19 protein-coding genes are annotated in these 22,396 nt (G+C 67.0%); 9 read left to right on the top strand and 10 right to left on the bottom strand.

The window, feature by feature from the left end; all coding sequences use genetic code 11:
* The first annotated feature begins 1 nt into the window (after position 1).
* From DCO45_RS05110 to DCO45_RS05125, 4 genes are read left to right on the top strand one after another with little or no spacing between them, the layout of a single operon-like run.
* Complete coding sequence (locus tag DCO45_RS05110) at positions 2 to 901, top strand: prepilin-type N-terminal cleavage/methylation domain-containing protein (RefSeq protein ID WP_243419245.1); 900 nt, start codon at positions 2 to 4, stop codon at positions 899 to 901.
* On the top strand, positions 898 to 1,689 hold the full coding sequence (locus tag DCO45_RS05115; RefSeq protein WP_243419246.1) for a pilus assembly protein PilX: 792 nt from the start codon (positions 898 to 900) through the stop codon (positions 1,687 to 1,689). The genes DCO45_RS05110 and DCO45_RS05115 overlap by 4 nt, the downstream gene beginning before the upstream one ends.
* Positions 1,690 to 1,698: 9 nt before the next feature.
* On the top strand, positions 1,699 to 5,358 hold the full coding sequence (locus DCO45_RS05120; protein WP_116924797.1) for a PilC/PilY family type IV pilus protein: 3,660 nt from the start codon (positions 1,699 to 1,701) through the stop codon (positions 5,356 to 5,358).
* Positions 5,359 to 5,369: 11 nt separating this feature from the next.
* Complete coding sequence (locus DCO45_RS05125) at positions 5,370 to 5,798, top strand: type IV pilin protein (protein ID WP_116924798.1); 429 nt, start codon at positions 5,370 to 5,372, stop codon at positions 5,796 to 5,798.
* Positions 5,799 to 5,837: 39 nt separating this feature from the next.
* Here DCO45_RS05125 and DCO45_RS05130 read toward each other — a convergent pair whose 3' ends face one another.
* Genes DCO45_RS05130 through DCO45_RS05140 form a run of 3 tightly spaced genes read right to left on the bottom strand, consistent with a single transcriptional unit; the run spans position 5,838 to position 8,407 of the window.
* On the bottom strand, positions 5,838 to 6,284 hold the full coding sequence (locus DCO45_RS05130; protein WP_116924799.1) for an RNA-binding S4 domain-containing protein: 447 nt from the start codon (positions 6,282 to 6,284) through the stop codon (positions 5,838 to 5,840).
* On the bottom strand, positions 6,250 to 7,719 hold the full coding sequence (locus DCO45_RS05135) for a sensor histidine kinase (RefSeq protein WP_116924800.1): 1,470 nt from the start codon (positions 7,717 to 7,719) through the stop codon (positions 6,250 to 6,252). The genes DCO45_RS05130 and DCO45_RS05135 overlap by 35 nt, the downstream gene beginning before the upstream one ends.
* Positions 7,709 to 8,407: a response regulator transcription factor gene (locus DCO45_RS05140; RefSeq protein WP_116924801.1), complete on the bottom strand. Its 699-nt coding sequence runs from the start codon at positions 8,405 to 8,407 to the stop codon at positions 7,709 to 7,711. Before DCO45_RS05140 ends, DCO45_RS05135 begins: the two co-directional genes overlap by 11 nt.
* Positions 8,408 to 8,541: 134 nt before the next feature.
* On the opposite strand from DCO45_RS05140, the gene DCO45_RS05145 reads away from it, so the two are divergent.
* The 4 genes from DCO45_RS05145 to DCO45_RS05160 all read left to right on the top strand — a co-directional run bounded on the left by DCO45_RS05145 (position 8,542) and on the right by DCO45_RS05160 (position 12,891).
* Positions 8,542 to 9,501 carry a tripartite tricarboxylate transporter substrate-binding protein gene (locus tag DCO45_RS05145; protein ID WP_116924802.1) on the top strand — a complete coding sequence of 320 codons (960 nt, stop codon included), beginning with the start codon at positions 8,542 to 8,544 and terminating at the stop codon, positions 9,499 to 9,501.
* Positions 9,502 to 9,654: 153 nt separating this feature from the next.
* Complete coding sequence (locus DCO45_RS05150; RefSeq protein ID WP_116924803.1) at positions 9,655 to 10,239, top strand: tripartite tricarboxylate transporter TctB family protein; 585 nt, start codon at positions 9,655 to 9,657, stop codon at positions 10,237 to 10,239.
* On the top strand, positions 10,239 to 11,753 hold the full coding sequence (locus tag DCO45_RS05155; RefSeq protein WP_116924804.1) for a tripartite tricarboxylate transporter permease: 1,515 nt from the start codon (positions 10,239 to 10,241) through the stop codon (positions 11,751 to 11,753). Before DCO45_RS05150 ends, DCO45_RS05155 begins: the two co-directional genes overlap by 1 nt.
* 193 nt (positions 11,754 to 11,946) lie before the next feature.
* Complete coding sequence (locus DCO45_RS05160; RefSeq protein WP_116924805.1) at positions 11,947 to 12,891, top strand: DedA family protein/thiosulfate sulfurtransferase GlpE; 945 nt, start codon at positions 11,947 to 11,949, stop codon at positions 12,889 to 12,891.
* Between the two features lie 8 nt (positions 12,892 to 12,899).
* Here the strand turns inward: DCO45_RS05160 and DCO45_RS05165 are convergent, their stop codons facing one another.
* The 6 genes from DCO45_RS05165 to DCO45_RS05185 all read right to left on the bottom strand — a co-directional run bounded on the left by DCO45_RS05165 (position 12,900) and on the right by DCO45_RS05185 (position 18,534).
* Positions 12,900 to 14,147: a putative Na+/H+ antiporter gene (locus DCO45_RS05165; protein ID WP_116924806.1), complete on the bottom strand. Its 1,248-nt coding sequence runs from the start codon at positions 14,145 to 14,147 to the stop codon at positions 12,900 to 12,902.
* Positions 14,148 to 14,377: 230 nt separating this feature from the next.
* Positions 14,378 to 15,421, bottom strand: a complete 1,044-nt coding sequence (locus DCO45_RS05170; protein ID WP_243419247.1) for a transporter — start codon at positions 15,419 to 15,421, stop codon at positions 14,378 to 14,380.
* A 101-nt stretch (positions 15,422 to 15,522) separates the two neighbouring features.
* Complete coding sequence (locus DCO45_RS22895; RefSeq protein WP_021026986.1) at positions 15,523 to 15,687, bottom strand: hypothetical protein; 165 nt, start codon at positions 15,685 to 15,687, stop codon at positions 15,523 to 15,525.
* A gap of 16 nt (positions 15,688 to 15,703) precedes the next feature.
* The gene (locus DCO45_RS05175; protein WP_116924807.1) at positions 15,704 to 16,801 is read right to left on the bottom strand and encodes a YeeE/YedE thiosulfate transporter family protein; all 1,098 of its coding nucleotides are present in this window, start codon (positions 16,799 to 16,801) and stop codon (positions 15,704 to 15,706) included.
* Between the two features lie 83 nt (positions 16,802 to 16,884).
* Positions 16,885 to 17,844, bottom strand: a complete 960-nt coding sequence (locus DCO45_RS05180; protein WP_116924808.1) for a rhodanese-like domain-containing protein — start codon at positions 17,842 to 17,844, stop codon at positions 16,885 to 16,887.
* Positions 17,845 to 17,988: 144 nt separating this feature from the next.
* On the bottom strand, positions 17,989 to 18,534 hold the full coding sequence (locus DCO45_RS05185; RefSeq protein ID WP_116924809.1) for a DUF4256 domain-containing protein: 546 nt from the start codon (positions 18,532 to 18,534) through the stop codon (positions 17,989 to 17,991).
* A gap of 106 nt (positions 18,535 to 18,640) precedes the next feature.
* On the opposite strand from DCO45_RS05185, the gene DCO45_RS05190 reads away from it, so the two are divergent.
* Positions 18,641 to 19,531 (top strand): plasmid replication/partition related protein, encoded by an 891-nt coding sequence (locus DCO45_RS05190; RefSeq protein WP_116924810.1) that lies wholly within the window; start codon positions 18,641 to 18,643, stop codon positions 19,529 to 19,531.
* 12 nt (positions 19,532 to 19,543) lie between these two features.
* Here the strand turns inward: DCO45_RS05190 and DCO45_RS05195 are convergent, their stop codons facing one another.
* Positions 19,544 to 22,351, bottom strand: coding sequence for an ATP-binding protein (locus tag DCO45_RS05195; protein ID WP_133248071.1), 2,808 nt, complete (start codon positions 22,349 to 22,351; stop codon positions 19,544 to 19,546).
* Positions 22,352 to 22,396 lie beyond the last annotated feature (45 nt).

Here is a 22,396-nt window from a genome sequence, read left to right on the forward strand (position 1 = left end):
TATGCTGGACCAGCGTCATTCCGCATGGGCCTTCGATCTGATCGGCACGCGGCGCCGCGCCATGGATCGCGGACAGCATGGCTTTAGCCTGGTCGAGCTGATGGTGGGCCTGGCGCTGGGCCTGCTGGTGGTGGCCGCGGCCAGCGTCGCCTTGCTGACCTCGCGCAGCCTGGCAGGCACCGTGAGCGACGCCAGCCATCTGCAGCAGCAGGCCAGCTATGCCTTGCGCGTCATCGGCCAGCAATTGCGCCCATCGGGCAGCCTGTACCTGAACCTGCAGCTGCCCGCCGGTGCGGACCCCTCGCTCAGCACCGCGTTGACGCCAGCAGCTTTTGAGACGGCAGCCCCGGCGATGGGCAGCGCCCGCGGCTATGTGCCGCGCGCCGATGCCTTGCGGGGCAGCGATAGCAGCCTGGCGGCCGGCTTGCGGCGCTACATGCAGCCCGTCTTTGCCCAAGCCGGCCTGGCTGCCCAAGCGCGCAACTGCCTGGGCGGGCCGGTGGATGCCAGCGCCGATCTGCGGCTGGAATCGCGCTTTAGCCTGCGTGGTCAGGTGCTGCGCTGTGGTGGCAACGATACCGCTGCATCGCCGCAGCCCTTGGTGGACAACGTCGCGGCCTTTCGCCTGCGTTATTTGCGCATGCAGGCGGCGGGCGCGGCGCAGCCGCAGCTGCAGTACGTCAATGCGCAGCAGGCAAGCGGCGATTGGTCGCAGGTTGTTGCGGTCGAGGTCTGCCTGGTGCTATTTGGCCGCCAAGCTGGCCCACTGCCTGCCGGCAGCGGCTACACCGGTTGCGACGGTGAATGGGTGGAGCTGGCCGACCTGCCCGGCGCGCGCCAAGGGCGCATGCACCGCAGCTTTCGCAACCTGTTCCAGCTGCGCAGCCAGGGCAGCCTATGACAAGGCCCCGCCACGCTCGCTATTGCCATGGCCGTCACCGCGCCCGGGGCGCAGCCTTGCTGACGGTGCTGGTCTTTGGCATGTTGTCGATGCTGCTGGTACTGTGGTCGGCGCGCACGGCCTGGTATGGCGAGTTGGTGGCCGGCAACGATGCCGATTACCAGCGGGCGTTCGAGGCGGCAGAGGCCTTGCTGCTTGATGCCGAACTGGATATCCGTGGCGAACGGGCCGATGGCCGGCCCTGTGCCTATGGCGGCCTGCCCCAGGGTGCCTCGGCCCAGGTGTGCCGCAGCGGCGGCACCACCCGTGTGCCGTTGGAGAACGCCGACGTGCCGGTGTTTTTGGCCCAGCTCAGCGCCCAGCCGCAGCGCTGCATCGACGCGCTCTGTGCCAAGCGGGTCGGCCGCCAGGATATCTGGAATGCGCCGGCAGCGGGCACAGCAGCCCGTCGCGCGGGCGAGCAGGACCTGTTTGCGCTGATGCGGGCCGGCACCGGCGCGCGCTATGGCCAGTACACCGGCGCGCAGCTGGGCGATGCAGACCACCCGGCCCATCCCATCCTGGCGGACAGGAGCGCGCCCGACACCGGCGGCTGGTACTGGATCGAAGTCATCCCCTATACCGACAGCAAGCCCGGGCTCATCAGCAATGCGCCGGCCCACCAGCTGGAACTTGCCGGGCTGACGCCGCATGTGGTCTACCGCATCACCGCGGCGGCCTTTGGCAGAAAGCCGGACACCCTGGTGGTGCTGGAGCAAAGCTACGCCCGCCCCCGGCGCAAAGACTGAGAGGCAGCTATGGATGGAACAAGACCAAGCTGGGTTGTACTGCCCAATACCGCAAGCCAGCGGCAGGCTGCGCTGCTCAGCCTGGCGCTGCTGCCCGCCGCCGCCTGGCCCTTGGAGCTGGCCACCGCGCCTGCCAGCGGTGCCAGCGCCTGGGTGGCGCCCAATATCATCGTCTCCATCGATGACTCGGCCGCCATGCAACGCCGCATGGGCAGCGCCGAGCCTGGAGTCGCCAGCATCACGGCGCCGGGTGGCGACGGCCGCTGGGATGCGCGGGCGCAGCGCATCGCCGTGCTGCGCCATGCCCTCAAGGAGGTGCTGGGCGATGGACAGCAACTGCCCGATGGCACCATCCGCCTGGCCTGGCAGGCGATGTGGAACCATGGCGCTGCGCCTGGTGGCGGGCCCGGTGGCATGGTGCAGGGCCAGCGGCGCAGGCCCGGGGCCAGCACGGTCAACAGCCCGCGCTTGGCCACCAATGGCATGCAGGCGCTGCAGGGCCGCCATCGCCAGCATTTTCTGGCCTTTGCCGATTCGCTGGGCAGCGGCCACCGCAGTGACCTGCACCACCTGCTCGGCCAGGCCGATGCCTACCTGCGCCGGCCCCTCAGCCCGCAAGGGCCCTGGGCTAGCCAGCCGGGCGCTGCCACCGGCGCCAGCAATACCTACCTGGGCTGCCGCCGCAACTACCACATTGTGCTGGCGGGCAGCCGCTGGGCGGGGCCTGCTACCGGTGGTGCGCAAGACGACCACACCCGCGCCAAGGTGCTGCCCGACGGCCAGGTCTACGGCGGCGGCAGTGCCGCGCAAAGGGCTGCCACCCAGCTCTACAGCGATGCGGTTCCAAGCACCTTGGCGGACTGGGCGTTTCGCGGCTGGGCCGACCCTTTGCAGCGGGCAGGCCTGAGCGGCAGTCTGGCGCCTGACGCCGGTTACCGCCAGGCACCGCCCCGGGAGCGTTTTGGGGATGGAAGCGGCCGGAATGCCGTGCTGGAGCGCTACTGGAACCCGCGCTACAACCCCGCCAGCTGGCCCCATCTGCAGACCTACACGGTCGGCATTGGCCTGGATGCCAGCACCTGGCCGGGTGCGCAGCAGATTCTGGCGCCCACGCAGCAACTGCCATTGGGCTATGACGGCAGCTTTGCCGCGCTGGCCAGCGGCGACGTCCGCTGGCCCGATATGCAGGCGCACGGCGAGGGCGTGCGTGCGCTGGATTTGTGGCATGCGGCGCTCAATGGGCGGGGCCGCTTTTATGCCGCAACGCATGGGCAGGATGTGGCCCATGCGTTGCGCAGTATTTTCAGCGAGATACAGGCCCAGCAGGCAGGCGGTGCGGCCGGCAAAGGTGCGGCCGGCCCAGGCGCAGTCACGGCCAGCACTGGTGCCGCCAGCGCCAGCCAGGCGATTGCCCAGGATGCCTTGCTGTTCAGCGCCAGCTATGACCCGGGCCGGGCCTGGTCCGGCGCCATCCAGGCCCAGGCCATGGGCAGCAATGGCCGCTTGCAGCCGGCGCCCGGCTGGCGTGGGCAGACAACGGCTGACAAGCTCGATGCCATCGCCTGGCAGCAGCGCCTGGTGCTGACTTGGGGCGATGTGCAGCAGCGCGGCGTGCCTTTTCGCTGGGCGGCAGATGACATCTACTTGAGTGCTGCGCACAAGCGGGCCCTGCAAGGCCCTGCCGATAGCGCGCAAGGCCAGGCCAGCGGTGAGCAGCGCCTTAACTACCTGCGAGGCGAGCGCCGCCATGAAGTGCAGCATGGCGGTAACCTGCGCAACCGGCATTCGCGCCAAGGCGATATCGTGCATTCGCAGATCTGGTACCTGGGCAAGCCTTCGGCCCGCTACCACGAGGCGAGCTATCTGGACTTTGTGCTGCGCCACCAAAACCGCCTGCCCATGCTCTATGTCGGCGGCAATGACGGCATGCTGCACGGCTTCTCGGCCCATACGGGCGAGGAAAAAATAGCCTATGTGCCCCGGGGCGTGATCCCCAGCCTGCAGGGCTTGACCAGCCCGGCCTACGATGGCCAGCACCGCTATTTTGTCGATGGCTCGCCGCTGGCGGGTGACGCCAACCTGGGCAGCGCCAGCAGCCCGCGCTGGCGCAGCTTGCTGGCCGGCACCCTGGGCGCCGGGGGCAAGGGCTATTTTGTGCTTGATGTCACTGAACCGGAGACGGCCTTTGCCGAGGGGCAGGCGTCAGAGTTGGTGCTGATGGACCGCAGCTGGCATGCGACGGAATCTGCGCCGCGCTGCGATGCGGAGACGGGCGCCGCGCTGCAGGCTTGCACACAGCTGGCCGAGGCCTTTGCCGATATCGGCCATATCACCGCCAGCCCGTCCCGCGATGACATCGACCCGCAGCGCACAACGCAGATCGCACAACTGAACAATGGCCGCTGGGCGCTGGTGCTGGGCAATGGCTACAACAGCGCCAATGGCCGCCCGGTGCTGTTGATCCAGTACCTCGATGGCGGGCGTGAGCTGCTGCGCTTGGTGGCGACGGGCAATGCATCGGCGCAGGCCTGCAGGCAGCAAACGCCGCCCCAGGCGCATTGCAGCCAGCTGGAGGACAACGGATTGTCGGCCCCGCGCCTGGTCGACATCAATGGCGACGGCCGCCCCGATGTGGTCTATGCCGGCGACAACCAGGGCAATCTTTGGAAGTTTCTGATCAGCTCGGACGATGACACGCAATGGGGTGTGGCGCAGTGGGGTGCACTGGCGGCAACGACCAGCAACCATGGCACTGCCGGCGTGCCACTCTACCAAGCCCGGGGCGGCGCGCGCAGCGCGCCTGGCCAGCGCACATGGCGCCAACCCATCAGCACGGCGCCCTTGGTGCGCAGCAATGACCGTCTGCGCACGCTGCAGCAGGCGGGCGGCCAGCGCCAGGTGCCTGTCGGTGGCTTGGTGGTCGCCTTTGGCACCGGCCGCAATGCCAGCCGCCAGGATCCGCAAGACGACCGCGTGCAGAGCCTCTATGCGGTGCTCGATACCACCCGCTACAAGCTCGTGGGCGAGCGCGGCGAGCGGGTGGCGGTCTGCGCGTCGGCGGCCGATGCGGATTGCCAGTCGGCGCTGGGCAGCGATGCCGATCTGCCCGGGCCGGTGGCGCACAGCCAGCTGCTGCAGCGCCGCATCAGCCCCCGCCCCGTGCAGGCGCGCAGCAGCGACCGCCGCATGTTCTGGCGCACTGACGAAAGCGAAGGCGCCGATGCGCTGGATTGGAACCGCCACCGGGGGTGGTTCCTGGATTTGCCCGTGGCAGGCGAGCGCCTGCTGCAGCCGCTGCGCTTTTACAGCGGCAGCAACCTGCTGGCGGTGATCAGCGAGGTGCCGGCGCATGCCAGCCATGGCGCGCAGGGAGAGCCGGGCCAGGAGCGTTGCGAGCCGGGGCCAGGCACAGCGCAACGCCAGTTTTTCAGCCTGCTCAATAGCATCGATGGCCTGCGGCCGCGCTTGCAGCTGCTCGATACCGATGGCGATGGGCTCTTTGATCCGCAGGCCGATGGCCAGGCCTCGCGCATGTCGCTGGGCGCAGGCCCGCATGCGCTGCTGCGCCTGCGCGATGACGAGGGCCAGCAGCGCATCCGCATCGATGGTGAATCGCTGCGCGACCTGCCCGAAGTGCCGATCCGGCCCACCTGGCGCCAGGCGCGATGAAAGGAGTCACTATGCAGAATCGCGCCTCCACGACACGCGCAGGTTGGACCTTGGTGGAGCTGATGGTGGTGCTGGCCATCATCGGCATCCTGAGCGCGGTGGCCTGGCCCAGCTACAGCGAATACCTGCGCCGGGGCCACCGCACGGAGGCCCGCACGGGGCTTTTTCAGGCCGCGCAATGGCTGGAGCGTGCCGCGACGGCCAACGGCGTCTATCCGCTGGAACTGCCCACCCAGCTTAGCTGGCAGGACCTGCCCGACAAGCGCTACACCATCGGCTTTGCCCAAGGCAACAGTGCTGCGCGCTATACCCTGGTGGCCACGCGCCGGCCCGGGGCGCAGCAGCAGGACCGCTGCGGCAACTACACGCTGACCCAGGACGGCCGGCAAGGCAATCTGCAGCTGGCGCAGGGCAGCAGCACGGCCGATTGCTGGCGCTGATCTGCAGCGCAGGTCACCGCATGCTGCGCATGCAGACGCTTATTGCGCGCTCCAGCGGTCGTTCCAGCTGCGCAGCTCCTGCATGTCGCGGCGGTCTTTCTTGGTGGGGCGGCCGGCTTGCAGGCTGTTGGCGGGCTCGGGCGCCAGGCGGCGCTGCTCGCTGAGCACTTCGCGCTGGCGGATGCTGTCGGCTGTTTCCTCGTACATCTGCTGGGCCACCGGGGCCGGGCCGCGTGTCGCCGCCATGCCCAGCACGGCTACGGTGCGCGGTGTCTGCGCCTGCAGCAGCTCGACGGTGTCCTGCGCGCGCACTTCCTTGGAGGGTTTGGCCACCGTGCCATTGACCTTCACATGGCCCTTGTGGATGGCCTCGACGGCAATCGCGCGGGTTTTGTAAAAGCGGGCGCACCACAGCCATTTGTCGATGCGCATCGTGGGAGTCTGTTCGGTCTCAGTGTGGGCCATCTTCGGCGGGTGGTTGGACATTCGGTTTGAACTCTACTACAGCATCGAAACCTTGGACAAGCCCCTGGTGCAGGCGGTTGTGCAAGGACAGGCGCGCGCCCAGCGCGGTGACGATGGAGTGGCAGATCGCCAGGCCCAGGCCCGAGCCGTCGCGCAGGTTGCCGCTGACAAATGGCTCGGTCAGGCGCGCCTGCATCTCGGCGCTGACGCCTGGGCCCCAGTCGCTGATGCGCAAGGTGGCTGCCGGGCCTTGCTGCACCAGCTGCAGCAGCAGTGGTGCGTCGGGCGGCGAATGCTGGATCGCATTGTGCAAAAGGTTGCGCACCAGCTCGCGCAGCATCCAGGGATGGGCGGCCAGCAGCACCTCGTCGCTTTGCAGCTCGAACTGCAGGTTCTTGTCGGCCAGCAGCGGCGACAGCTCAATCACCATGTCGCGCACGATGGCCGTCAGGTGGGCGGTCTGGGGGTGCTCGGACTGGTGCAGCTGCTCGACCTTGGCGAGCGACAGCATCTGGTTGGCCAGCAAGGTGGCGCGGTCCACGGTGGCGGCAATTTCGCGCAGCGCCTGCTCGGGCTCCACATCACCACGCTGGGCCGACTGCACCTGTACCTTGAGCACCGCCAGCGGCGTGCGCAGCTGGTGCGAGGCGTCGCGCACAAAGCGCTTTTGGTGCTGCACCAGGTGCGAGAGCCGCGCCATCACGCGATTGGTCGCATCGACCAGCGGCAGCACTTCCGAGGGCGTGGCCGCCGGGGTTTTGAGGGGCTGCAAGGCATGGTCGCTGCGCGCATTGAGCTGGTCGCTCAGCTGCAGGATGGGCAAGGTCGCGCGCCGCACCACGACTACCACCACGGCGGCAATGCAGCCAAACAGCAAGGCCTGCTGCACCAGCGTGCCCCAGAGAATGTCGCGCGCCAGCGATTCGCGGATCTCCAGCGTCTCTGCCACCTGGATCAGGGCCATGCCCCTGCCGGTGGCGCTGGCCACCGGCTGCAGCAGGGCGGCCATGCGCACCGGCATGCCCCGGAACTCGGCATTGTAGAAATCGACCAGTGCGGCATAGGGCGGCTGCTGGGCGATGCGCCCGCGCCAGATGGGCAGCTCGGCAAAGCCGCCGATGAGCTCGCCGCTCATGTTGGAGACGCGGTAGAACAGCCGCGACTGGTTATCGGCCTCGAAGGCCTCCAGCGCCGAATAGGGCACGGCCGAGTCGACAATCGCCAGGTCGTCATAACCGGCCACGGTCAGCTGCTCACCAATCACCTTGGCTGAAGCGAGCAGGCTGCGGTCGTAAGCGGTGTTGATGGCCTGCAGCGACTGGCGGTAGAGGCTGCTGGTGTTGTAGATGATGAAGACTACCACCGGCAGCAGGATGCCCAGCAGCAGGTTGCGGCGCAGCGAGCGAATGCGCGGCGCCTGGGATCGGCCGCTGTCCTTGCCGGTGTCAGGCGCCATCGGCGGCACCGGGCTTGAGCAGGTAGCCCAGGCCGCGCAAGGTCATCAGCTGCATATGCGTGGGCGCCAGCTTTTTGCGCAGGCGGTAGGCCACCACTTCCACCGCTTCGAGCTGCACATCGCTCTCGCCGGCAAAGACGGCGCTGAACAAACGCTCCTTGGTCACGGCCTGGCCCATAGGTTGGCTCAGCACGCGCAAAAAAGCCACTTCGCGTGGCGTCAGCTCAAACAGCGTGCCGCGCCAGTAAAACGATTCGGAGGCCTTGTCATAGCGCAGCGCCATGCCGGAGGGGGGCGCGGCCGGCGCGGCGGGTTCGGCCACCAGTGGCTGCGCGCGCCGCACCAGCGCGCGGATACGGGCTTCGAGCTCGTCCAGGTCAAAGGGCTTGGCCAGGTAGTCATCGGCGCCTGAGTTCAGGCCCAGAATGCGGTCGCCGACGGTGCCGCGTGCCGTCAGGATCAAGGTGGGGGCGGCCAGGCCTTCGCTGCGCGCCTGGGCGATGATCTCCAGCCCGTCCATGGTCGGCAGGCTCAGGTCCAGCACCACCACATCGGGCTCGAGCTTGCGCCAGGCCGGCAGCGCTGCACCGCCATCGGTGATGGGCGTGACCTCCATGCCCCGCCGGCGCAAGGTGCGCTGCAAGGTGGTCTGCATGGTGGGGTCGTCTTCGATCAGCAAGAGGTGCATGGCGGGAGTGTGCACCAATTCGCCAGCGCCTCCGGGCTCGGTGTTTTCCCTAGCTTCGGACGGCCTGGCTGACAGCCATTTGACAGCTAGCGCAGCGATGATGCAAGCACTAACAACACGATCAGGAGACAACCATGCGCCGTGATGCGTTCCTCAAATCCATGCTCGCTCTGGCTGCTGCCGGCAGTTTGCCCCTGCAGGCCTTGGCCGCCACCAATGTCAAGATGCTGCTGCCCGCCAACCCCGGCGGCGGCTGGGATACGACTGGCCGCGCGCTGGGCAAGGCGCTGCAGGATGCCGGCGTGGCTGGCTCCGTCACCTATGACAACAAGGGCGGCGCGGCAGGCGCCATCGGCCTGGCGCAGTTCGTCAATGGCAGCAAGGGCGATCCCAACGCGATGATGGTGATGGGCGCGGTCATGCTGGGCGGCATCATCACCGGCAAGCCGCCGGTGGACCTGAACCAGGCCACCCCGCTGGCGCGCCTGACCAGCGAATACAACGTCTTTGTGCTGCCTGCCAACTCGCCCTACAAGACCATGGGCGAAGTGGTCGCCCAGCTCAAGAAGGACCCCGGCTCGATCAAATGGGGCGGCGGCTCGCGCGGCTCCACCGAGCACATTGCTGCGGCAATGATTGCCCGCGCCGTGGGTGTCGATCCAGCCAAGATCAACTATGTCGCCTTCCGGGGCGGCGGCGAGGCGATTGCTGCGGTGCTGGGTGGCAATGTCACCGTCGGGGGCAGCGGCTTTAGCGAGTTTGCCGAGTACATCGCCACCGGCAAGATGCGCCCGATCGCGGTCACCTCGGCCCAGCGCCTTGAAGGCTCGACCGTGCCCACGCTCAAGGAGCAGGGCATCGATGTTGAAATCGGCAACTGGCGCGGCGTCTATGGCGCGCCCGGCATCTCGGCCGACCAGCGCGCGCAGCTGATTGCGATGCTGGAAAAAGCCACCAAGAGCGCCAGCTGGGCCGAGTCGATGAAGAAGAACGACTGGACCTCGGCCTGGCTTGCCGGCGACGCCTTCAGCCAGTTCGTCACGGCAGAGTTCGCCAATCTCAAGGACACCATGACCCGCGCAGGCATGGTCTAAGCGCAGCAGGCATGGCCCCTGGCGGCCATGCCGCGCGCGTTGCGCTCTCTATAGCAACCCGCCCGAGGAACCGGCCTGGCCCGGTGCCCGGCTGGGCTGTTGCCGCCCGCAGGGCGGAGGGGCGCCACGGTCATCTTTTTCAGGAGTTTCGATATGAGCAACACCGCAGATTCTTCGGAGCCGGCCGCCAACGGCGCAGCCGCGCCTGCGCCAGAGGCTTTCGAGCATGCGCACACGCCGCGTACCACCTCGCAGCTGCTGGTCGGCATAGCGGTCTTGGTCATCGCCGGCCTGTTGTCCTGGGGTGCTTTGCACATCCCCTCGCAGGCGGGCTACAGCGGCGTGGGGCCGGATTTTCTGCCCTGGCTGTCGGCCAGCGTGCTGGGCCTGTGCGGCATCTGGCTGTGCTGGGAGGCACTGAGCGGCGGTTTTCACCACCTCGATGCCCCCGATGGCGCCCAGCATGGTGACTGGGGCGCGCTCACCTGGGTGTGCGCGGGGCTGCTGAGCAGCGCGGCGCTGATCACCACCTTGGGCTTCATTCTCAGCTGCACCTTGTGCTATGTGCTGGCCACGCAAGGACTGCGCCGCGCCACCGGCCAAACGCAGGCGGGCTCGTTCAAGACCATGGGCAAGGACCTGGTCACCGGCCTGCTGATTTCTGCGCCCGTGTTCTGGGCCTTTACCCAATTCCTGGCAATCAACTTGCCTGGACTGACCGAGACAGGGTGGCTGTGATGGAAATTTTCAATGCACTGATTCAAGGCTTCATGACGGCGGCCACGCCGGTGAACCTGCTCTGGGCGCTGGTGGGCTGCGCCCTGGGCACGGCGGTTGGCGTGCTGCCGGGCATTGGCCCTGCGGTGGCGGTGGCCATGCTGCTGCCCATCACTGCCAAGGTCGAGGTGACCGCCTCGATGATCTTCTTTGCCGGCATCTACTACGGCGCCATGTATGGCGGCTCGACCACCTCGATCCTGCTCAACACCCCGGGAGAGACAGCGAGCATGGTGACCGCGATGGAGGGCAACAAGATGGCCAAGAGCGGGCGCGCCGGTGCGGCGCTCGCGACCTCGGCCATCGGCTCCTTTGTGGCCGGCACGATTGCGACCGTGGTCGTGACCCTGTTTGCGCCCACCGTGGCCGAGTTTGCCGTGCGCCTGGGCCCGCCCGAGTATTTCATGCTGATGGTGCTGGCCTTCACCACCGTGAGCGCGGTGTTGGGCAAGAGCAGCCTGCGCGGTCTGACCGCCCTGTTCCTGGGCCTGGCCGTGGGTTGCATCGGCATGGACCAGATCACCGGTGCGGCGCGCTACACAATGGGCAAGCCCGAGCTGCTCGACGGCATCGACATCGTGCTGGTGGCCGTCGGCCTGTTCGCCGTGGCCGAGGTGCTGTACTTTGCGCTCTATGAGGCCAAGACCCGCGATACGCAAAACACCATGGGCCGCGTGCACATGACACGCCGCGACTGGAAGCGCTCGGTGCCCGCCTGGATCCGTGGCACGGTCATCGGTACGCCGTTTGGCTGCATCCCTGCAGGTGGCACCGAGATCCCGACCTTTCTGAGCTATGCGGCCGAGAAGAAGCTGGCCAAGGGCGACGACAAGGCCGAGTTCGGCACGAGCGGCGCCATCGAAGGCGTGGCCGGCCCCGAGGCCGCCAACAATGCGACGGTGACGGCGGCGCTGATTCCGCTGCTGACCCTGGGCATTCCCACCAGCAACACCACGGCCGTGCTGCTGGGCGCATTCCAGAACTACGGCATCAACCCCGGCCCGCAGCTCTTTACCAGCTCGGCCACGCTGGTGTGGGCGCTGATTGCCTCGCTCTACATCGGCAATGTGATGCTGCTGGTGCTGAACCTGCCGATGGTGGGCATGTGGGTCAAGCTGCTCAAGATCCCCAAGCCGCAGCTGTACGCCGGCATTCTGATCTTCGCCACCGTTGGGGCCTACGGCATGCGCCAGAGCACCTTCGATCTGTTCCTGCTGCTGGGCATTGGCGTGCTGGGCGTGGTGATGCGGCGGTTTGACTTCCCTACCGCGCCGGTGGTCGTCGGCATGATCCTGGGGCCGCTGGCCGAGGCACAGATGCGCAACGCGGTCGCCATTGGCGAGGGCAGCTGGACCATCTTCCTGCAGCGCCCCATGTCACTGACTCTGATCATCATCGTGTTGGCGGTGCTGATCGTTCCCCGGGTTCTGAAGTGGATGGGCCACAAAAAGGCGCTGCAGGCTGCAGCGGCCTGATGCCCGGCGCTGGCAATGCATCCTTCTCTTGGCACCCTGCGGGGTGCCTTTTTTATGGCGTTCGCTGCGCGAGCGTTCTAAAGCTGCAACACTGTATTGCCCATTTGCGGGCTAGGCAGCAGCTATTGCATGGCCTACCATCCATGCATCAAAAACTGTCGCTGCGCCTGCAGCATATGAACGGCTTGTCTCCATGGATCTGATTGTCGCCCTGGTGCGCGAATACGGCATTGGCATCGTCTTTCTCAATGTGCTGATCGAGCAATTGGGCGCGCCCATTCCTGCCTATCCGGTGCTGATGGTGACCGGCGCCATCCATGGCCATTCGCTGGCGCAGCAGTTGCTGCTGATTGCAGTGGCCGTGCTGGCGGCGCTGATTGCCGATAGCGTCTGGTATGCCATGGGGCGGCGCTATGGCCGGCGTGTGCTTGCCAGGGTGTGCAAGGTCTCGCTCTCGCCCGATTCCTGCGTGCAGAACACCGAATCGCTCTATGGCCGCTGGGGTGCCAAGTCGCTGCTGATTGCCAAGTTTGTGCCCGGCTTTGCATCGATTGCCAGTGCGCTGGCCGGGGCCGTGGGCACGACGCCCGCCCGTTTTGTGCTGTTCGATGGAATAGGCGCGCTGCTGTGGGTGGGCTCGGCCGTGCTGCTGGGGGGGCTGTTCAGTTCCACGGTCGAGGACCTGTTGGCGGTGCTCGCGCAACTGGGCCAGTGGGGCTTGCTGCTGCTGGGGCTGGCGTTTGCCATTTTTATCGCGCGCCGCTGGTGGAGCCGGCGCCAGGTGATCCGTTCGCTGCGCATGGAGCGGCTCACGGTCGACGAACTCAATGACATGCTGGGCGGCGGCGATCTGCCTGTCATCCTTGATGTGCGTGCCGGCACCGCGTTCGAGGCATCGCATATTCCCGGGGCGCATTCCTATGACCCGCATGCCAGGGGGGCGCGGCTGCCGGCCATCGATCCCGACGCTGCGGTGATCGTGTACTGCGCCTGCCCCAATGAGGTCTCGGCAGCCCGTATTGCCCAGCTGCTGCGCCGCGCGGGCATCCAGCGGGTGCGGCCGCTGCTGGGCGGCATCGATGCCTGGATCGATGCGGGCTACCAGGTGCATGGCAAGAGCGCTGCCCCGGCCTTATAAGCCGAGCTTTATAAGCAGAGGAAGGCCAGCGCCGCAATGGCCGTCGGCAGCAAGGCGCCCAGCAGCAGGCCGCCAATGCTGATGGTTGCGTTGCTGAAGCCGTGCTTGAGCAGCGCCACACCGGCAGGGTTGGGCGCATTGGCGATCACCGTCAGGCCCCCGCCGGCGACGGCACCGGCCATCAGCATGTACTTGGCCGCATCGCTCATGCCTTCGATCTGCGAGCCCAGGTAGGTGAGGGCGGCGTTGTCGGTGATGGCGGTCAGCCCCAGCGCACCAAAGAACAGCGCGAGCGGCACCATGCTGGCCACCAGTGGCTGCAGCCACCAGCTTTGCAGGCCGCCCAGCACCACCAGGCCCGCCAGGAAAAAGCCCACCAGCAGCGCCTCCTTGAGGATCAGCGGGCTTTGGTACCTGGCATAGGCATGGGTGTAGCCCAGAAACAGCAGAAATACGCCCAGGAACAGCACCGGATGGTGGGCCAGCACCACCACGGCTGCCAGCAAGGCCGCATGCACGGCCACCACGCCCAGCGGCATGGACGCTTGCGCATCGCCGCTTTGCGGTGCTGCCGTCAGATGGCCGCGCATGCACCAGGTCGCAATGCTGGCGTTGATCAAGACGGCAATCACCGCTTTCCAGCCAAAGTGGCTCAGCATGAAGGCGCTGTCCCAGCCCCAGGTCGCAGCGACCATCAGCACCGGCGGCGCTGCATAGGAGGTGAGGGTGCCGCCAATGGAGATATTGACGAAGAGCACACCCAGCGCCAGGTACTTGAGGCGGGTGGGCATCTGAGGGGTGAACACCAGCGGCGCCAGGGTCAGTGCGGCAATGGTCATCGCGGCCGGCTCGGTGATCAGCGAGCCCATCAGCGGCACGGCGGCCAGGCCCAGCCAGGCCAGGCTCAGGGCCGTGGGCAGCGGCGTGGCGCGGGCCAGCGCCGCCAGGGTGCGCTGCACCGTCATCACGATGGGGCGGGAGGCGGCCATGACCATGACGACAAAGACAAACAGGGGCTCGGTGTAGTTGCGCGATTCGGCGTAATCCACCGCCTGGGCCGGCCCGCTGGCAAACGCCATGACGCCGATCAGCACCATGGCCCAGAAACCGAAGACGATCTCGACCTCGCCCAGCAGATGGAAGACGCCCGCATGGCGCGGGTAGCGGTGCGACAGGCGCTCGAACTGCTTGGCAAGAAAGGTGTGGGCCAGCGCGATGGCAAAAATGCCAGCTGCCAGATGCTCGATGGCAAACATGGTGTGCTCCGATGCGAAGCATGCAGCCGTTTGCAGGCCATTGGGCGCGCACGGGGGTGTCAGCGCCCCGCAGGCCAAACGGTGCAGGCAACAGGGTTCCAGCGAGGCGGCCCGACCTTCGCTAACAACCTGCCGCTACACCCTATGTGACGACACCCAAGCCTTCTATTTTACAAAAAAATAATCAGTGATGGGTTTTCAATGTCTTTTTGCAGACGCTGAACAGCTTCTCAGGCCGGCGGGTTGCGGCGCTTGCTGCGCAGCCACCAGGCCGCGATCAACGAGAACAGCACGATCACCCCCACCAGCAGCCAAAAGCCCATCGGGTCCTGGCTGAGCGGGATGCCGCCCACATTCATGCCGAACAGGCCAGCCATCATGTTCACCGGCAGGGCCAGCACGGTGATCATCGTCAGCGTGTAGAGCGAGCGGTTGGTGTCTTCGTTGATGCCGGCGGCAATCTCTTCTTGCAGCAGCTTGATGCGCTCTTCGAGCGACTGCATGTCGCGCAGAAAAACGGAGAACTCTTCGCTGGCCGCGCGCAGCGCATGCAGGTCCTCGTCCAGCATCCACTGCGGGGGCATCTGCAGCAGGCGGAACATCGCCGAGGGCTCGGGCGCGAGCAGGCGCTTCAAGCGCACCAGCAGGCGGCGCAGCGCACCCAGCTGGCGCGGCTGCATGCGCGTGCGCCCGCCCAGCATGGTGTCCTCGATCTGGTCGACGCGCTGGGTCACATCGCGCACGATGCGCACCAGCACATCGGCCTGGGCGCGCAGCAGGCGTTCGAGCAGCTGGGGGCTGGAGCCGGGCGTGTCGCCCTGGCGAATCTGCTGGCGCAGCGCATCGACCGAGCGCAGCGGGTGGGCCCGGGCCGATATCACCCACTGGGGCGAGGCCTGGATCCACATCGTGTGGATATCGCTGGACTCGAACTGGAAGTCGAAATCGATGTCGTTGATGACGGCCAGCAGCGCGTCATCCATGCGCTCGATACGGGTTGAGGCCAGGCCATCGCGCAGCGCCTCAAAGTACTGCTCATCGAGCGCCGCATACTGCTGCAGCCAGCGCAGGCAGTGGGCATGCGAGAGGTTGAAATGCAGCCAGACAAAGCCGGTGCTGCTGGGCGGTGCGGCCAGCCAGGCCTGCGCTTGCTCGGCGGTCAGCGCCGAGGCGGGGCCCTGGCCGTCAAAGGCATAGCCCCAGATCAGGCCGCTGTTGTCATGGGGGGAGACCAGCGGGGCCGTATCAGGCGTGCGCGGCAGGGGTTCAGTCAAGATAGCACTCCGGGGACGGGCGGATGCCCCGCGCCAAACCCCGTATTTTTGGCAGCTACCGTGACTGTTTCATGACAAAGCCATGACGCGCGCGGGCGTGCTCAGTCGGGCATCGAGCAGTGGCCGCCGCTGGCATGCTGGCCCGAGCCCGCGGCGATCAGCGGCGCCTCGTAGCGCAGGTCCACGGGCTGGCTGTGGACGTAATCCCAGGCGATGAAGGCGACCAGCAGCAGCCAGAAGCTGCTGCGCAAAAGGGTGGTGTTCATGTGCGGCTCCTCGCGCTTAAAAACCAAAATGGCGGCGAATGCGCAGCCCGAAGATCGTGCCGGCAAAGGCGAGCGGCACCCAGATCCAGCCATGGATGCTGCCGGTGCTGATGCCAGACAGCATCGCGCCCACATTGCAGCCAAAGGCCAGGCGCGAGCTGTAGCCCAGCACCAGGCCTGCGACCAGGGCCACCAGCCACTGCGTGCCGGTCAGCGCCTTGGCAGCAGCCGGCTTGCCCGCAGCAATCCACAGCGCACCGGCCAGAATGCCGATGTTGGTGATGCTGGTGATGTCCAGCAGCACGGTCTCGTGCAGGCGCTGGGCATTGCCCGGCTGGCTCCAGAACCAGTTGCCCGCCAGGTCCACGATGCCAGCGCCATTGGCCACCTTGGCGGCCCAGAGGCCAAAGCCATAGACCACGCCCCAGGGCTGGCCGGCAATCACCAGGTTCAAGGTGGCGAAGATGGCCAGGCCAATGGCGCCCATCACCCACTTGCGCTGCCACAGGCCGGGCATGCTGCGCTGCTGCGCGGCATGGGCCTTGGCGCAATAGGCCTTGACCGCAAAGCCGATGACGGCCAGCGCCGCCAAGGTGGCGAGCAGGGCCGGCAGCCAGCCCCAGGTGCTGACCAGGCCGACTGCCGGCATGCGGCCCAGGTCCAGCCACCAGCCCAGGTGCAGCGACCCTAAGAAGCTGCCAATCGCAAACATCGGCAGGATGGCCGTGTTCATCGGGATGCCCATACCGGCCTTGTACAAGGTGCCGCTGCCGCAGCCGTCAGCAATCTGCATGCACAGCCCAAATACAAAGGCACCCACCAGCAGGCTGATGCTGGGCGGGCCCAGCGCGGCCGTCAGCTCCGGGTAGTGGCCCAGCAGCGGCATGGCCATCGCGGCGGCCAGTGCCAGCAGCAGCAGCTGGCCAAACACGCCGCGTGGGTCCTTGTCCTCGACCAGCATGCGCCAGCCGGTGGTAAAGCCAAAGCGCTGGCCAGCCAGGATGGCACCCAGGCCGATGCCGACCAGGAACAGCGCCGCCTGGCGCAGCGATACCGACCACAGCAGCCAGCCAAAAAAGGCCGCCATCAGGATCGACAGGGGAAGTCGTTTCATCACGATCACCGTTGAGAGTCAATACAACAAAAAGCTGCCAGCGCTTCTGCAGAAGTGCTGGCAGCCAAAGAACCGGGTCCGGCTTATTTGAATTTGCGCTGCCACCATTGCTTGGCGTCATAGGCCAGCGATTCGGCGCGGCCGGGCTGGTTCTCCATCGCCGGGGCGTCGGGCTGCTGGGTCCAGTCCACCATCGAGCCGGCATACAGCTTGACATTGGGCAGGCCGGCCATCTCGCTCAGGCCAAACCAGTCGGTAGCGGCCCAGTGGCCGGTATTGCAGAAGGCGACGGTGTCCTGGCCGTCCTTGCGGCTGACCTTCTGCGCAATCTGCCGAGCGGTGGCCGGGTCCACAAACTGGGCCGTGCCCTTGACGAACCACTGGTTGAAATCGAGCTGTTGCGCGCCGGGCAGGGTGCCCGAGAGCTTGGCCGCTGGCGCGCGGGTCTTGCCCTGGTAGAACGCATCGGGGCGGGAATCGACCAGCGCGGCATTGCTCAGGTCGACATGGGAGCGCACCTGGTCGCGCGTGGCGATCAGGCTCTCGTCCAGCACGGGCTGGTAGCTGCTGGCCTGCACCTGGGGCGTCTCGGTGCTGACGGGTTGGCCCTCGGCCACCCAGGTCTTCATGCCACCGTTGACGATGGACAGGTCCTTCAAGCCCAGCACCTTCAGGCTCCAGTAGACACGCGCCATCGCACCAAAATCGGTGGCATCGGCGCCGGTCGATACCACGACGGCATGCGTGGCAGGGGTCAGGCCCAGCGACTGCACCAAGGCCGTGAGCTTGGGCAGATCGGGCAGCTCACCGGGGTTGGTGGCCGGGCCGCGCCACTTGCCATAGGGCGCGTTGAGCGCGCCGGGAATATGGCCTTCGGTATAGAGCTTGGGCTCGCGGATATCGATGACGACAGGCGCGGCCGCGCTTTGTTGGGCGCTGGCCAACTCGGCCGGGCTCAAAAGGGGCTGGGCGGCATGGGCTGCCGTGAGCCAACTGCTGGCAAACAGGGCGCTGGCCACAGCCAGCTGGCGAAAGGTTGTCATGGCAATAGCATGTGGGGGCAAATCAATGGGCCTATTGTCCCGCGATTGCGGTCTGCAAGCAGGCTATGCGCGGATTGAATATATCGCGGTAAGGTTATATGCTCCCAGGGAATATGGATGGTGCTGCACCAACCCCTGCCTGTGTTAGACCCAGAGGCCGGCGCGAAAGCCGCGCGCCGCGTAATAGGACTGCACGCCATTGTGGTAGGTGAACACGCGCTCATAGCGCCGGTCGCCAAACAGCGCGCCACCCAGGCGCCGCATCTCGTCAGGCGTGGCCAGCCAGCTGGAGGTCTTGCCGTCAAACGCGCCCAGGGTCTGCAGATGGCGGTACTGCGCCTCGTCCAGCAGCTGCACACCCATCGCATCGGCCATGCCCTGCACACTGCCTGCGGGTTTGTTTTCCTTGCGCGCGGCCAGCGCCTCTTCGTCAAAGCACAGGCTGCGCCGCCCCGTGGGGCTTTCGGCGGCGCAATCGGCAAACAGCAGCTGGCCGCTGGCGCTGTCCTGCAAGATCACGTCGGGCTCGCCGCCGGTCGCTTCCATCTGGGCCAGCGCTTTATGGGCCGTAGTGTTCTTGTCCAGGCGCTGTAGCACCAGGGCCCAGTCCAGCGACGGGTGGCGGGCGGAGTGGGCCTCAAAGCGGGTTTGGAGTACGGCGATCAATGCCTGCAGTTCGGTCTTGTTCATGGCTGTCAAATCCTTGTCAAGCGGCTGCCACTTTTGCGCACTTCTACAATCGGCGCAAGCTTTTTTAAGGATTACCAGCGGCGGCACCCTGCCGCCGCTCTGCATTATGGATATTGTTGTCAACGAAGAACTCAAGGCCTACATCGACCCACTGACCCCGGACGAGCATGCCTCGCTGGAGCGCAGCATTCTGGCCGAAGGCTGCCGCGATGCGCTGGTGCTCTGGGGCAATGTACTGGTCGATGGCCACAACCGCTACGGCATCTGCCAAAAGCATGGCCTGCCTTTCAACACGGTGCAGAACACCCAGTTCCAGTCGATGCAGGATGTCTACCTGTGGATGATTGACCAGCACCTGGGGCGCCGCAGCGTCTCCGATTTTCAGCGTGGCGTGCTGGCACTGCGCAAGCGCGAGATTCTGGAGCACCGCAAGCTGGAGAAGGCCCACCCGGTGCCCGCGCAACAGGCCGAAGGCGAGGCGCCAGCCGTCAGCAATGCCGATGATGCGTTCTCGCCGGTCGATGCGGCCGAGCTGGAAAAAGTAGCCACGCGCGAGGCGATTGCCAAGGCGGCGCGCTTGTCGAGCAGCCAGGTTGCGCAAATCGAGAAGATCCAGAAAAGCGCCGCGCCTGCGCTGGTCGAGGCTTTGAAGGCCGGCGATATCTCCATCAACGCCGCGGCCGTGGTCGCGACCCTGCCGCACGAAGAGCAGCAGGCCGCTGCCCAAGGCGGCAAGGATGGCTTGAAGCAGGTGGTCAAGCAGGTGCGCGAAGCCAAGCGCAAGCCCAAGGAAGAGGCGCCCGAGTCCGCCGAGCCGGCCAGCGCCCCCTCGGCCGCGCATGGCGCCGAGGCGGTGGATGCTGCGCTGGACAAGGCCCAGCAGCAGATCAGCGACCTGCGCGCCCGCGTGCAGGCGCTGGAGCTGGAAAACGCCCAGTTGCGCCTGCAGCTGGCGGCAGCGTCGTCACAGGACCTGCCCGTCCCGGACGAAGCCTGAACGATCCAGCGCTCAATCCAGCGGCGGGCGCTTGACGGGCTTGGGCATTTGCCGTTGGCGCGCCCGTTGGGCACGGGGCCGCGCCGCATCGGCACGCTGGCAGGCCAGGCGGTACTGCAGCAAGGTCGCCTCGGCCGCCTGCAGCACGGCGATCGGCAGGCGCTGTGCTTCTTCCACCGGGTGCGCCGCGTTGGCGGGCAGCTCGCACTGGCCCGTCAGCAAGGCCAGGCCCTGGCCCACATGCTCGGCCGTGTAGACATGGAACTGCCCGGCCTCGACGGCCTGCACCACGCGCTCGGCCAGCATCAGGTGGCGCTGGTTGCGCGCCGGGATCAGCACCCCATGGCTGCCGTCCAAGCCCTGCGCGGCGCAAAGGTCAAACCAGCCTTCGATCTTTTCATTGAGGCCGCCCACCGGCAGCACCTCGCCATGCTGGTTGAGCGCGCCGGTCACCCCAATGCTCTGGCGCAGCGGCATGCCCGACAGCGATGACAGCAGCGCGTAGAGCTCGGCGCAGCTGGCCGAGTCGCCCTCGACACCGCTGTATTCCTGCTCGAACACCACCGAGGCATTGAGCGCCAGCGGGGCCAGGTGGCCAAACAAGGCCGTCAGATAGCCCTGCAAAATCAGCACGCCCTTGTCATGGATGGGGCCGGACATGGCGACCTCGCGCTCGATGTTCATCACCCCTTCCTGGCCGGCATGGGTACGCGCGCTGATGCGCACCGGCAGCCCAAAGCGGTGGTCGCCGGTGTCGATCTGCGACATGCCATTGATCTGGCCGACCTGGCTGCCGGCAAACGAGATCAGGTGCTCGCCGTCGGTGATGGCGGCATGCAGGTCCTGCTCCATCGCGTTGTGGCGCAGGCGCTGGGCGGCCAAGGCGGCCTCCACATCGGCGGCCTGCACCAGGCGGTGCTGGCCCGATGGCTGGCCGGATTGGCGGGCGCGCTGGGCGCTCTCCAGCAGCAGGGCCTCCAACTGGTTCAAGCGGCCGCTTTGGCGCTGCTGGTCATCGGCTTCGCGGTGGGATTGCTCCAGCAGCCGGGCCACCGCGCCGGCGTCGCAGTGCGGCATCTGGTAGAGCTTGCAGCGCTGCGCCATCAGCGCCGCAGTGGCGCGGTAGGTGGCGAGCGAGGCCTGGAACTGGTCGGCAAAATCGACCTTGACGCGAAAGCGCCGGGCCATGTCCGGGTCGCTCTCCTGCAGCTGGTAGTAGGCCTCTTCGGAGCCGACCAGCACCAGCTTGAAGTTCAGCGCCAAGAGCTCGGGCAGCATCGCGCCGCTGCTGCTGGGGCCTTGCGCGGCATGCGCATCCTCAATGCGCAGCTGGCGCGTGCGCAGCACCCGGCGCAAGGCCTGCCAGCTGTCTTCGTCGCCCAGCAGATCGCGCAGGTGCAGCATCAAGAAGCCGCCGTCGGCGCGCAGCACGCTGCCCGCGCGGATGCAGGAGAAATCGCTGCGGCGCTCGTCGTCTTCCGGCGGGTCGATGGTGCCAAACAGGTTGCGCAGGCTGGGCTGGTCTTCCAGCACCACGGGGGCATGGGCCTCGCCATGGTGGTCCACGATCAGGTTGAGCTGGCTGAGCGCGCGCAGCGCCTTGCGCTTGGCCTCCAGCAGGGCGCGGGCATCGTCGCGTGCGTCCTGGCTTTCGCCTTCGCCCTCGATGCTGTCGGTCTGGTCGAGCAGCGCATCGGCGTCCTGCGCAATGCTGCCCGGCACCCACAGCGCCATGTTCTTGAGCCACTCGGCCTGCATCTGCGACAGCCAGCGCTGCAAGGTGGCCCCATGCTCGGCGCTGGGCGTCAGGCCATCGAGCACCTGCGCGGATGCCGCCTGCCACAGCGGCGTGGCCAGCGATTGGTAGAACAGGTTGAGCGCCGCATCGCGCGCCATCTGTGCCTGCCGCACCAGGCCGCGGAACTGCGCCAGCTGCACACGCAGCTGGTATTCCAGATCTCCGGCGGGTGCCGTGGCATTGGGGGCGTCTGCGCCATCCTCGCCTTCTTGCTCTGCGCCTTCGCCAGGAGACAGCAGCAGGGCCAAGTCGGCCTCGGTGTCGGCTGGGGGCTGAGAGTCGCTTTGCAGCGCTGGCGTCAGCTGATCGTTGTTAGCGGCGGACGGCTCCTGCAGCCGCTCTGCGGCAGTCAACGCGGCAGGCGCATCGGCAGCGGGCTGTCCGGCGTCCGGGCATCCGGCATCCCCTGGGCCGGCAGGGCCGCTGTCCTGGCTCTCCACCACCAGCTGGCCCTCTTCACGGCGGATGCGCAGCCCGGCGCCCTGGGCCCAGTCGTGCAGCGTGCCAAAAGCGGCCTCTTCGGCCTGGCGGGCCTGGTTGTAGAGCTGCTCGATCTGGCTGCGGTGCTGCGCTTGCTGCACGGCCTTGTCGAGCTGCTCGGGCAGCTTGTCCACCATGGCCTCGATGCGGCGGCGCAGGCTGCGGCCCTGGCCGGCGGGCAGGCGCAGCGCCTGGGGACGCTCGGGCACGGCAAAGTTGTGCACAAAGGCGATGTCCTGCGCGGCGGGGCGGCGCTGTGCCTCGGCCTGCATGGCCTGGCGCAGCAGCGATGTGCGGCCGCTGCCTTCTTCGCCCAGCACAAACAGGTGGTAGTCGGGCGGGTCCATCGCCAGGCCAAACTCGGCCGCCGCCTGCGCGCGCTGCTGGCCGATCCAGGAGAAGGGCTCCTGCACCAGTTCGGCCGTGCTGGCAAAGCCGAGTTGGGCCGGGTCAATGCGCAGGCGCAGCTCGTGGGCCTGCAGCAGCTCGGCGCAGAGCAAGGAGGCGGCAGGTGGGGAAGGGGTCAATGGCGTGTCGGACAAGGGAATCTTTTTTAGAGGGCCACAGGCGCGCGGGGCGGCAGGGGC

The organism is Comamonas sp. JNW (assembly GCF_003105075.1).
GTDB lineage: Bacteria > Pseudomonadota > Gammaproteobacteria > Burkholderiales > Burkholderiaceae_C > Comamonas > Comamonas squillarum.